Origin of the sequence: Flavobacterium sp. 316 (assembly GCF_000967805.1) — a bacterium.
GTDB lineage: Bacteria > Bacteroidota > Bacteroidia > Flavobacteriales > Flavobacteriaceae > Flavobacterium > Flavobacterium sediminilitoris.
The window spans coordinates 88,152-100,734 of sequence record NZ_JYGZ01000004.1 but is presented as its reverse complement, the minus strand read 5'-3'; the positions used below and the strand labels follow the sequence as shown (position 1 = coordinate 100,734).

Annotated in this window: 7 protein-coding genes and 1 tRNA gene; 4 read left to right on the top strand and 4 right to left on the bottom strand. The window is 30.2% G+C overall.

The features are described from left to right. Positions 1-40: 40 nt before the first annotated feature. Positions 41-3,247 carry a DUF2723 domain-containing protein gene (locus SY27_RS09240; protein ID WP_045969508.1) on the bottom strand — a complete coding sequence of 1,069 codons (3,207 nt, stop codon included), beginning with the start codon at positions 3,245-3,247 and terminating at the stop codon, positions 41-43. 149 nt (positions 3,248-3,396) lie between these two features. Here SY27_RS09240 and SY27_RS09235 point away from each other — a divergent pair. Further along, positions 3,397-3,467: transfer RNA gene (locus tag SY27_RS09235), tRNA-Gln, on the top strand. 49 nt (positions 3,468-3,516) lie between these two features. Here the strand turns inward: SY27_RS09235 and SY27_RS09230 are convergent. Then, a complete protein-coding gene (locus SY27_RS09230) occupies positions 3,517-4,341 on the bottom strand; it encodes a universal stress protein (protein WP_045969506.1) in 825 nt (274 codons plus the stop codon). Between the two features lie 166 nt (positions 4,342-4,507). Between SY27_RS09230 and rimP the strand changes: the two genes are divergently transcribed. The 3 genes from rimP to infB are packed head-to-tail and all read left to right on the top strand — an operon-like array spanning position 4,508 to position 9,141. Further along, positions 4,508-4,975, top strand: a complete 468-nt coding sequence (gene rimP / locus SY27_RS09225; protein WP_045970215.1) for a ribosome assembly cofactor RimP — start codon at positions 4,508-4,510, stop codon at positions 4,973-4,975. Between the two features lie 13 nt (positions 4,976-4,988). Continuing rightward, entirely contained in the window at positions 4,989-6,227 is a 1,239-nt protein-coding gene (nusA, locus tag SY27_RS09220; protein WP_045969504.1) for a transcription termination factor NusA, read from the top strand. Positions 6,228-6,279: 52 nt separating this feature from the next. Then, positions 6,280-9,141, top strand: a complete 2,862-nt coding sequence (gene infB / locus SY27_RS09215) for a translation initiation factor IF-2 (protein ID WP_045969502.1) — start codon at positions 6,280-6,282, stop codon at positions 9,139-9,141. Positions 9,142-9,354: 213 nt separating this feature from the next. Here infB and SY27_RS09210 read toward each other — a convergent pair whose 3' ends face one another. Both SY27_RS09210 and SY27_RS09205 read right to left on the bottom strand, forming a co-directional pair. Beyond that, a complete protein-coding gene (locus SY27_RS09210) occupies positions 9,355-11,556 on the bottom strand; it encodes a TonB-dependent siderophore receptor (RefSeq protein ID WP_045970213.1) in 2,202 nt (733 codons plus the stop codon). A gap of 423 nt (positions 11,557-11,979) precedes the next feature. Further along, positions 11,980-12,372 (bottom strand): SPOR domain-containing protein, encoded by a 393-nt coding sequence (locus tag SY27_RS09205; RefSeq protein WP_045969500.1) that lies wholly within the window; start codon positions 12,370-12,372, stop codon positions 11,980-11,982. Between the last annotated feature and the right edge of the window lie 211 nt (positions 12,373-12,583).

The following is a 12,583-nucleotide window of genomic DNA, read 5'->3' as shown; positions in this document are numbered from 1 at the left end:
CACTCTAGAGCATCACATTTTTAGTTATTTAGATTATAAATTATTCCATATCTCTGTCAAATTGAGGGAACATTTTATTATAGTTGTTGAATTTGTCCTTTTCTTTATTGTAAAGGTCAGTGTCTTTCGCTCGTTTCATTATTTCTAATAAACTACGATATCGTTCAATAGAAGAAATAATTTCTATGTAGATATCATTTTGCTCATCAAAACTTAAGCTTTTAAAATAAGTTAGTTCTTCATGGTATTTTGTAATCAATTTTTTAAGAATTTCTCTAGCTTTTTCTTTTTTCCCAATTTCATAATATCCTTCAGCAAATGGTTCAACTAAAGTGTAGTATTCAAATTGATCAATTGGCATTTTTTCCATTGCCAATTCAATTATTTTTTCTGCTTTATCATTTTTGTTTTCATTGATTAAAGCTTCCATTAATCGAGCAAGATTGGTTCTGTAAGTAATTCCATTTTTACGAGTTTCAGGATCATGATAGATGTCTTGGTTACCACTATTTCCCCAATCCCATTTTGTAACAATATCATACATTTTATCGGCATCAATAAGTCCCATGTTAAGTGGACTTGGTCCATTCTTACTGTTTTTAGTTTTAACAGGAACTAATTTAAAACACATACCATCTAATTCCAGATAATCTTTCATCCATAAATAATCGTCATCGCCAAAACTACCACCTGTAAAATAAATAGGTCTTTCCCAATTGTTTTCATTAATAATGTCTAGCATCATTAATCTGTTTTTATAGATTGCATCTCCTTTTATGGTAAATTCGATATAAGGAACAATGGAATCATGATATTTTGGAGAAACAACGTTGTTTTTAATAATGTTCTCTTTGTCAATAGGAATAATGATTTTATTTGACGGATAATAGTTTACTTTTTGACCGCTTCTTAAATCAATTTTAGCTCTCTCATCTTCTAAAGAAATAAACTGGATTAAATCTTGAAGTGTTATAGAATCTTTTGTTTTTTCAATATAAAAACTATAATCTCTATTGCTTCCTTTGTATAAATCTCTTGGCATTGATAATGGAATTGGTTCAGAATCATAAGCTTTACGTCTCATTTGATCTATATACCAATCAGTCATAAATAAACTAGTGTTTACTATTCTTATGTCGGTTCTGTAACCTTCAATTTCTTGTGCATACCATAAAGGGAAAGTATCATTATCTCCAATAGTAAATAAGATCGCATTTTTTTCACAAGAATCTAAATACGCTTTTGCGTTTGCCAAAGCAGTGTATTTATTAGCACGACTATGGTCATCCCAGTTTTGATTAGCCATTAATACTGGAGCGGCTAACAAGGTTAATGTTAGTACAACTGGAATTGTTATTTTTGGCTGTAAAAACTTTTTGAGCCCATCGTATATTGAATATACTCCAAAAGCAATCCACATTGCGAAAACATAAAAAGATCCAACTAAAGCATAGTCTCTTTCTCTTGGTTCAAAAGGCCTTTCGTTTAAGTATATTTTTAATGCTAAGCCAGTAAACAAGAATAAAACAAGTAATACATAAAAGCTTTTTATGTCTTTTTTAGCATGAAAAATCATTCCAATAACAGCTAGTATAAAGGGTAAAAAGAAATAAGTATTTCTCCCTTTGTTATTGAGCATATCAGATGAAAGATTATCTTGATTGCCTAATCTTATAGCGTCAATAAAATTAATACCGCTTATCCAATTACCATTAGTATTATCGTATTTTCCTTGATTGTCATTTTGACGACCAGTAAAGTTCCACATTAAATAACGCCAATACATATATCCAAACTGATATTCAAACATGAATTTAACATTGTTAATAAAACTAGGTTTTTCAACAATTAAATATTCTCTATATCCTTTTAAAAACTTGTCATAATCTTCTAAGTCTAATCGACCACTGTTGAAAGCGGTTCTAAATTGAGAAACAATCTCTATTAATTCTTGCTCACTTGCATATTCAGGTTTAATTCTAAAATCTAAAGGTTCGGTAAAACGCATGTAGTTTTCATTATGATCATTGCTCCACATTCTTGGTAAAAAAGCTTTGTGGTTATCATCAGAATTTTGATTTGCATTTACATAATTGTTAATAATGACATATTTTCCAGTTTTATAATCACGCTCATAATTTGGTTTTCCATCAGTGTACGGGTTTTCTTCATCTAATCCTGCGTATGCTTCAGAAAATTGAGGGCCAAAAAACAAATGTTGTTCACCATATTGTTCTCTGTTATAATAAGCTAAAACTTCGGCTGCATCAGAAGGTTTGTTTTCGTTGATAGGAGGATTAGCATTTGCTCGAATAGGAAGCATTAACCAAGATGAAAAACCAATCAAGATAAAAAGAATAGAAAGTATAATAGTATTGTAAAAAACATGTCCTTTTTCTTTTGTGTATTTTAATCCAAAATAAAATAATGCGATTAAAATTAAAAATGCTAAAATTGTTCCAGAATTAAATGGTAATCCAAGTGTGTTAACTGTGAAAATTTCTGTTTTACCAAAGAAGGCTAAAGTGTATGGCAAAAGAAGTTTAAAAATAAACAGTAATATAGCTATTATTATAACATTTGCTATTAAGAATGATTTTATAGTTATGTTTTTATATTTTTTAAAGAAATATAAAAGACCTATTGCTGGAAATGTTAATAATGCCATGAAATGAACTCCAAACGATAGTCCAATTACTAGTGAAATAATTAATAACCATTTGTTTCCTTTTGGATTATCCATATCTTGTTCCCAACGAAGACCTAACCAAAATAATAATGCTATTAAAAAAGAAGCCATTGCATAAACTTCTGCTTCAACGGCATTAAACCAAAAACTATCTGAAAAAGTAAAAGCTAATGAAGCAATAGCTGAACTTCCTAAAATCATTATGTAGTTGTTGTTTGTGTTTTCTTCTCCAGTAATAAAGACTCTTTTCATTAGAAGAGTTAAAGACCAAAACATAAAAAGTATGGTGAAAGCACTAGAAAAAACAGACATCATGTTAACCATTAATGCAATTTTTGATGTACTGGTAGCAAACATAGCGAAAAAAGCACCAAGCATTTGAAATAGTGGAGCTCCAGGTGGATGCCCAATTTCAAGGTTAGCTGAGGTAGCAATATATTCTCCACAATCCCAAAAACTCATTGTGGGTTCTACTGTTAATGAATAAGTTAATAGCGCGATTGTGAAAGTAATCCAGCCTATTAGGGTATTCCATTTGTTAAAATTAAATGCCTTCATATTTAATTAGTTTGTCTTTTTTAATATGTTTTACAAAGAAAGTACTTTTTTGGAATTAGTAGCAGAGAAAAAAAATTTTTAATATTTTTTTTAGAAAAATTTGCACATTAGAAAATATGTTCTAAATTTGCACTCGCATTCAGGAAATATGTCCCATGGTGTAATGGTAACACTCCGGTTTTTGGTACCGTCATTCAAGGTTCGAGTCCTTGTGGGACAACAAAAAAGCCTCTCATACGAGAGGCTTTTTTTATTTTATTTCTTTGTAGTTATATTTTAAAGGTTATAACAGGTCTTTTTGCGTGATTAACAAGGTCTTCGCTAATGCTGCCATTAAAGAAATGTGAAAGTCCTTTTCTTCCATGTGTACTCATTCCTATTAAATCAGCATTAATGCTTTTTGCAAAATGTAAAATACCTTTTTCAACGTTTATGTCGTTGTATATGTGGGTAGAGTAGTTGTTTATTTCAAATTCAGAAGTAAATTTGTCCATAATTTTTTGAGCTACACTGGTAGATTTGAAATTATTAGGAGTGTTTATATTTACTAAATGAATGTGTGAATTGAATTTATTTGCGAAATCAACTACTTTTTTGAATGGTTTTTTGATTTCATCAGAAAAATCAGATGCGAAAACAAAGTCTTTAGCATTGAAATCGTTTTCTTCTCTTTTGATTACTAAAACAGGAACTTCTGAGTTTCGAACTACTTTTTCTGTATTAGATCCAATAAACATTTCTTGAAATCCGCTTGCGCCATGTGAGCCCATTACAATTAAATCAGCATTATGGCTTTTTCCATTGTTCATAATACCGTCAAAAGCTAATTCGAATTGGATAACTTTTGAAACGGTAATACCATCAAGGTATGGTGCATTCATAAGATTATCTAATTTGGCAATTGCAACATTTTTAAAAAGCATTAATTCAGGAATTTCATGTGAAGATGAAATAGCATCGCTCCCAGTTGTAGGTAATTCGAGCATATGAATTATGACAATTTCACTGTTGTCTTTTTTGGCAATTTGTGCAGCAACTTTTAATGCGTATTCTGAATGTTTTGAAAAATCTGTTGGTACTAGAATTTTTTTCATAATTAATTTAAAGTTTTGAGAGTAAAATTTTGTTTTATAAATTTACTAAATTATATTAAGAAAAATACATTTTTTTTAATTAAAAAATATTATGTATATTTGCCTCGATTATTTAGCACGGATTTAAATAATGAGGCACGCAATGCGTGCCTCTTTTTATAAAAATATGACATTTAGAAGTAAAGTAGAAAAAGCATTAGAAGACGTATTGGTTGAAAGACCTCACTTATTTTTAATAGATTTAAAAATAGATGATGCAAATAAAATTAATATTGTTTTAGATGGAGATAATGGAGTTAATCTACAAGATTGTATAGATGTTAGTAGGTTGATAGAGCAAAATCTCGACAGAGAAGAATGTGATTTTGGATTAGAGGTTGCCTCATCAGGTTTGTCATCCCCTTTGAAGCTAGTTCGTCAATATGTAAAAAATATTGGAAGGAAACTGAAAGTTAAAACGACAACATTAGAAGAGATTGAAGCAGAGCTTGTTAATGCAGATGATTTAGGAATAACATTGCAATGGAAAGCTAGAGAACCAAAAAAAATAGGAAAAGGAAAAGAAACAGTTGAAAAATCTGTAAATTTGCCTTATTCGGAAATAAAAGAAGCGATAGTAGTAGTATCATTTTAAATAAAGAGTTGACATGGAGAATATTGCGTTAATTGAATCGTTTTCGGAATTTAAAGACGATAAACTCATTGATAGAGTTACCTTAATGGCAATTTTAGAGGATGTGTTTAGAAATGCATTGAAGAAAAAATATGGTTCAGACGATAATTTTGATATCATTATAAATCCTGATAAAGGAGATATGGAAATTTGGAGAAATAGAACGGTAGTTGAAAATGGAGAAGTAGAAGACGAAAATTCTGAAATTTCATTGTCAGAAGCAAGAAAAATTGAGCCAGATTTTGAAGTTGGAGAAGAAGTTTCTGAAGAAGTGAAATTATTTCAATTAGGTAGAAGAGCAATTTTAGCTTTACGTCAAAATTTGATTTCGAAAATTCATGAACACGATAATACTAATTTATATAAACAATTTAAAGACTTAATTGGAGATATATACACAGCAGAAGTGCATCATGTTAGACCAAAATTAGTAGTTTTGATGGATGATGATGGAAATGAGATAGTATTGCCAAAAGAAAAACAAATTCCAAGTGATTATTTCAAAAAAGGAGATAATGTTAGAGGAATTATTGAAAATGTTGAATTAAAAGGAAATAAACCACAAATTATAATGTCAAGAACAGCTCCTGAATTTTTGGAGAAGTTATTTGAGCAAGAAATACCAGAGGTTTTTGATGGTTTAATCAATGTTAAAAAAGTAGTAAGAATCCCAGGAGAAAAGGCAAAAGTTGCTGTTGATTCTTATGATGATAGAATTGATCCAGTTGGAGCATGTGTCGGAATGAAAGGATCTAGAATTCATGGAATTGTTCGCGAATTAGGAAATGAAAATATTGATGTTATTAATTATACGAATAACATTCAATTATATATTACAAGAGCTTTAAGTCCAGCAAAAGTATCATCTGTTAAAATTGATGAAGAGACTAAAAAAGCAGAAGTGTTTTTAAAAGTAGAAGAAGTATCAAAAGCTATCGGTAGAGGTGGATATAACATTAAATTAGCTAGTTTGTTAACGGGCTATGAATTAGATGTTATAAGAGAAGGAGTGGTAGAAGTAGATGATGTTGAATTAAGAGAATTCTCAGATGAAATCGAAGGATGGATTATTGAAGAATTTGAAAAAATTGGTTTAGATACAGCAAGAAGTGTACTAGGTCAGGATGTTGAAGATTTGGTGAGAAGGACTGATTTAGAAGAAGAAACAATATTAGACGTTGTTCGTATTTTAAAAGAAGAATTGGAAGACTAACTTTTATAAGATAAACAACACGCAAAATAAAAAGAATTAGAAAAAAGATTATATGTCTGATAAAAGAGTTATAAGAATCAACAAAGTTTTAAGGGAGTTAAACATTTCTCTAGATAGAGCGGTGGACTTTTTAAAAGAAAAGGATCATGAAATTGAACCTAGTCCAAATGCTAAAATATCTCAAGAAGAGTATGATGTCTTATGCAATCAATTTTCTGCTGATAAAGGAAAGAAAGTAGCCTCGCTTGAAGTTAGTGAAGAAAAGAAAAAGGAGAAAGAAGCACTTAAGAGAGAGCTAGAAAAAGAGGTTGAATTAAAACGTCAGCAGGAAGAAATTCAGAAACAAGAAGTAATCAAAGCAAAGGCTTCTTTAGCTGGTCCAAAAGCAGTCGGGAAGATTGATTTGAATCCAAAAAAGCAAGAACAAAAACAACAAGAAACTCCTATTGTTGAAGAGAAAATCAAAGTTGTTGCTGAAGTTAAAGAGGAAAAAACAAATGCTGTTTCTAATGAAAATCAGGTAAAGGAAGAAACTCCAAAAGTTGAAACTCCAAAGGTTGAAGTGGTTAAAGTTCAGCCAAAAGTTGAAATTCAAAAGAAAGTAGTTGAGCAAAAGCCAGTAGAAAAAACTGAAGCTAAAAAAGAAGAAGTTAAAACTGCCGAAGAACAAGCAGAAGAAGATAAGATTAAAACGAATTATCAAAAGTTATCAGGTACAACTTTTACAGGTCAAAAAATTGATTTGTCTCAATTTGAAAAAGTAAAAAAGAAACCTGAAGATAATAAAAAAGAGTTTAAAAAAGCTGGAGGAAACCACCAAGGAAATCAGAATAAGAAAGATGGTGGGGGAAATGATCCAAATAAAAATAAACGTAAAAGAATCACAAAACCTGTTCCTGGTAATGCTGGGAATAATGCAGGTAATGCTGCGGGAGGACCTAAAAAAGTTTTTTCTAAAGACCGTTTTAATAAAGGTAAAAAAGTTGTAGTTCAAAAAACAGAACCTACAGAAGAAGAAGTTAAAAACCAAATTAAGGAGACTCTTGAGAGACTTCAAGGTAAAGGTAAAAAAGGATCTAAAGCAGCTAAATATAGAAAAGATAAAAGGGATTCACACCGTCAACGTGTTGATGATGAATTACAACAAGCAGAACTTGAAAATAAAATTTTAAAAGTTACTGAGTTTGTAACAGTTGGTGAAATCGCTTCTTTAATGGATGTGCCTATTACAAAAGTAATTGGAACGTGTATGTCGTTAGGTATCATGGTTACCATGAATCAGCGTTTAGATGCGGAAACACTATCAATTGTAGCAGACGAGTTTGGATATGAAGTAGAATTCATTACTACTGATATTGAAGAAGCTGCGGAAGTAGTTTTAGATAAACCAGAAGATTTAAAACATAGAGCACCAATCGTTACGGTTATGGGACATGTTGATCATGGTAAAACATCGCTACTTGATTATATTCGTGAAGAGAATGTAATCGCTGGTGAATCAGGAGGAATTACGCAACATATTGGAGCTTATGGGGTTCAGTTAGAAAATGGTCAAAAAATCGCTTTCTTAGATACACCAGGTCACGAAGCTTTTACCGCAATGCGTGCTCGTGGAGCTCAGGTTACAGATATTGCAATTATTGTAATTGCGGCTGATGATGATATAATGCCTCAAACAAAAGAAGCAATTAGTCATGCGCAAGCAGCAGGTGTTCCAATGATTTTTGCAATTAATAAAGTAGATAAGCAAACAGCTAATCCTGAAAAGATTAAAGAGAAGTTAGCTGCAATGAATTTATTAGTTGAAGATTGGGGAGGAAAATATCAATCTCATGATATCTCAGCTAAAACAGGTTTAGGAGTAAAAGACTTATTAGAAAAAGTATTATTAGAAGCAGAAGTGTTAGAGCTTACTGCAAACCCAGATAGAAATGCAATTGGTACGGTTGTAGAAGCTCAATTAGATAAAGGACGTGGATATGTAACTACAATTTTAGTTCAAGCAGGTACTTTAAGAATTGGAGATTATATGTTAGCTGGAAAAAATCATGGAAAAATTAAAGCCATGTTTGATGAAAGAGGGCACAATGTTACGGAAGCAGGACCATCAACACCAGTATCTATATTAGGTTTAGACGGTGCTCCTACTGCGGGTGATAAGTTTAATGTATATGATGATGAGAGGGAAGCAAAACAAATTGCAGCAAAACGTACACAATTACAACGTGAACAATCTGTTCGTACTCAAAAACATATTACACTTGCAGAAATTGGTCGTCGTATTGCATTAGGTCAGTTTAAAGAATTGAATATTATTCTTAAAGGAGATGTTGATGGTTCTGTAGAAGCATTATCAGATTCATTCTCTAAATTGTCAACAGAAGAAATTCAAATTAATATTATTCATAAAGGAGTTGGTGCAATTACGGAATCAGATGTATTGTTAGCTTCAGCTTCGGATGCAATTATTATTGGATTTAATGTTCGTCCACAAGGAAACGCAAAACAATTAGCAGAAAAAGAAGAAATCGATATCCGTAACTATTCAATTATTTATGCAGCTATTGATGATTTGAAAGATGCAATGGAAGGAATGTTGTCTCCAGAATTAAAAGAAGAGATTACAGGAACTGCGGAAGTTAGAGAATTATTCAAAATTTCTAAAGTGGGTACTATTGCAGGATGTATGGTTACAGACGGTAAAATCTTAAGAAATGGACAAATTCGTTTAATTAGAGAAGGGGTTGTTATCTATACAGGAGAATTAGTGGCGTTAAAACGTTTCAAAGACGATGTGAAAGAAGTTTCTAAAGGATACGATTGTGGTATGCAAATTAAAGGTTACAATGACTTGAAAGAGTATGATGTAATTGAATGTTTCCACGAAGTTGAAGTGAAGAAAAAATTAAAATAAAATTTAATTTTATATATGAAAAATCCCAAGTGAAAACTTGGGATTTTTTGTTTAGAAATATTTCTAAACACTTTTGTTTGTAATAAAATAAATTAGAACTAAAAAAATAATTTTGTATATGAAAAACCAGTGAAATGTTATCCACTGGTTTTAACTAATTTATCGTAAAAAATGTCAATCTATTTTAGGATAACTCATATATAATGAAGGAAATTAAAAAGTATATTTTAATCCTCCATAAAAGTTTCTTCCAGGAGCATTTATTCCAGAAGCAAAAGCTCTGTATTGAGTATCTAAAATATTCTCAACACCAGCAAAAAGGCGAGTGTTTTTAAATATTTTATAACTTCCTTTTATGTTGTAAGTTTCCCATGCTGGCATTCCTCCTTCAGGCGCATATTGTGCATTATCTTCTCCATTAAAAAAGTAATCTTTACTGTGTTTTTTTCCGTTATATAACATGTAAGCATCAAATGCCATTTTGTTTTTTGAATAACTAAATCCAATTTTTCCATAATAAGGAGAAATGTGATCTAATGGTTGCTCTCCATCTTTTTCAATAATTCTACCATAAGTATAATTAAAGCTGGCATTAAATTGAAGTTGATCGAAAATATAGCCTCTTACATTTGTAGAGATTCCAGTTATAAATGCTTTTCCTTTATTTTGATTTGCTACAATTTGACTAATTGATCCATTATAATCAATAGTACTTTGTCCTTCATATTCAAAATCATCAGTAATAATAGCATCATATAAACGGGTGTAGAAAAAAGTGTGTTCTAATTTAAAACGTTTGGAATTTGATTGAATTACAAAACCAGCATCACCCGTAACTGTTTTTTCTGGATGAAGATTTTCATTTGGAACAATTAAAAAACCATCACCTGATTCAAATACTTTTGCAAAATCATCTATGTTTGGAACTCTAAATCCTGAAGAAATATTTGCTTTTAATGTTACATTATTAGAAGTATTATGTGTAATTCCGAGTGTTCCACTATATGTAAAATTCTCTTGAGAAATAGTTGAAAAAGGTAAAGGAAAATATGTATCATCCGCAATTGTACTTTTTAGTGTTGTGTACCCGATTCTAAAACCTGTGCTCCAAGCTGTCTTTTCTGTAGACTTTTCATTATAAGAAAAGTATAAATCATTTCTAAACATTGAATTGTCTCCATTAGGATAACGACTATCAATTCCTCCTCTTTCTCCAGTATTAATATCTTCTTTATAAGCAGAAGAACTTAATGTTTCAAAATAAGATTCGATACCATAGAAAAGTTCTCCTTTGTTGAATTTTTTATGTAAATCGGCACTCACAGAATACATGTTTACATTTTCTTTTCGGTGCTGTAAATTAGGATTTCCGAAACGTCTATTATGTCTACTTTCTTTCGCATTTTGATAGCCAAAATTTAATTGCAAATCACTTTTTAAAAAAACATTCTCTTTGTCTAAAGTATAAGCTGCAAGGATTCTCTGTTGCGGACCGTAATACCATTCTGAATTTTTTAGTCCAGTTGATGATGAGACATCGGTTAATCTGTCATACCTAGGAATGTCTGAAGTTGTAGAAAATTGAAAGTTTACGCTATGTTTAAAACCAGAAGCACTTTTATAAGTGAATTTTTGTAATGCATTATATTGTGTGTAGCCAGAGTTTTTTTGAATGTACTTATTGCTGTTTTCAACTAATTGATCGATTCCATTTATTGTTGCGGTATAAAATGGTCTTTCGCCAAAATAATCTGCATGATGATTTTTCTTTTTTCCCATTCTTAAATCATCGAAATCATTATAGGATAATATTGTTAATGCAGCAAAATTATCAGTAGCATAATTAAGATCAAATGAAATGGATTTTTCATTATTTACAGAGCTATATCGAGTATTTACTCCGCCTGATAAGGCATTCTTTGTTTCAGATAAGAATTTAGGGCTTTTTGTTGTCATACTAACAGTTCCTCCCAGCGCATCACTACCGAAGATTGTTGAAGTAGGACCATAAAATATATCAACATTTTCAAGCATGTTTTCATCAACAGTTATTACATTTTGTAAATGACCAGCTCTGAAAATTAAATTATTCATTCTAAAACCATCAACAAGTAGTAGAACTCTGCTGGCTTCAAATCCTCTAATTGCAGGACTTCCTCCTCCTTGTTGTGATTTTTGAACAAATAAGGATCCGGAATTAGAAAGCATTTCGGCTGTTGATTGGTAATTTTGGAATTCAATTTGTTTAAGATTTATAGATTCAATTTGATTAGGTAAAATCTTTTTGTTTTTTGGTATTTTATTTGAAGTTACAATTACCTCTTCCAAACTGGTTGTTTTAATTGAATCTTTTTCGGTTTGTGAAAAGCCAAAAAGACAATGTAAGGTGAAAACTAAAATTATTATTTTTTTCATTTGGGTGTTTTTTAATAATACAAAAGTATTCATAACAGAATTGTTATGAAAAGATAAACATTTTAAAATGTATTAAATAATAAGAGGTTCAATAAGTAGTCTTAATTATTGAAAAATCTTTTGTTTTTCGAAAAAGGAAAAGTCTTTTCTTCTTTATTAGGGTGGTTACTATATTTTCTTGTTGTATAGTAGTGTCTAATGTTAAATCAAAATTCTGTTTTAATTTGCTGATTTCTTTTGTTTAATTTATTAGTAATCAAATTAATACAGTATTTAAAGAAATTTTAATTGAATTATAGCGTCTTTTTTTCAATTATAAAGCGCTGCCTAATTAATAATAATTCCGAAAGTATGCTTTCGGAATTATCAAGGATTAAATTAATTCAGAAAAGAAATATAATATTGCTTTTCTGAAAAATATGGCTACTCTTTAGTAGATCTAATTAAAAGAGCTGTTGGGTACTTACTTTTAATGTCTATTAATGCTTTTTCTGCATGAATTCTTAGTTTGTAGTTTCCAACCCATACCTTATATGTGGGGTTCGTGTATTGAATAGTAGCTTCGGTGTCTTTAAAATTTCTTTTAAAAGTCATTAAACTTCTCTTCGCGTTTTCTTTCTCCCCATAGAAAATCTGTATTTTATAATTACCATCAATACTAATGTCGCTATTGATTTGTTGCTTCTCTTTGAGTAATTTTTCAAATCTAGAGTCTTGTTCTACTGTGGTTTTCGATTCTTGTGAAAAAGAATTTGTAATAAAAAAAAGACTAAATATAGTCAGGTAAAAAATGTTTTTAAAAGCTAATTTTCTCATTATGAATAAAATTTAAAGCAAAAATACAATTTATTAAGTGAAACGGAACAACTTGAATTATTTAGAATAAATATAAATTACATTTTAAGGTAAAGTTAAGGTTTTCAGAATAGTTCTAATATCGTATTTTTGTCGGAGTTTAAAATAAAGTGCGATATAGTTGTAATAATTTATATCTAAAATCGTACCAAATTTACTAGATAATCATTAA

What these genes read in the sequence shown, in the direction of transcription:
- SY27_RS09210 (WP_045970213.1), bottom strand. Translation starts at nt 11,556, where the DNA reads ATGAAAAAAATAATAATTTTAGTTTTCACCTTACATTGTCTTTTTGGC.
- nusA (WP_045969504.1), top strand. Translation starts at nt 4,989, where the DNA reads ATGGAGAATATTGCGTTAATTGAATCGTTTTCGGAATTTAAAGACGAT.
- rimP (WP_045970215.1), top strand. Translation starts at nt 4,508, where the DNA reads ATGACATTTAGAAGTAAAGTAGAAAAAGCATTAGAAGACGTATTGGTT.
- SY27_RS09240 (WP_045969508.1), bottom strand. Translation starts at nt 3,247, where the DNA reads ATGAAGGCATTTAATTTTAACAAATGGAATACCCTAATAGGCTGGATT.
- SY27_RS09205 (WP_045969500.1), bottom strand. Translation starts at nt 12,372, where the DNA reads ATGAGAAAATTAGCTTTTAAAAACATTTTTTACCTGACTATATTTAGT.
- infB (WP_045969502.1), top strand. Translation starts at nt 6,280, where the DNA reads ATGTCTGATAAAAGAGTTATAAGAATCAACAAAGTTTTAAGGGAGTTA.
- SY27_RS09230 (WP_045969506.1), bottom strand. Translation starts at nt 4,341, where the DNA reads ATGAAAAAAATTCTAGTACCAACAGATTTTTCAAAACATTCAGAATAC.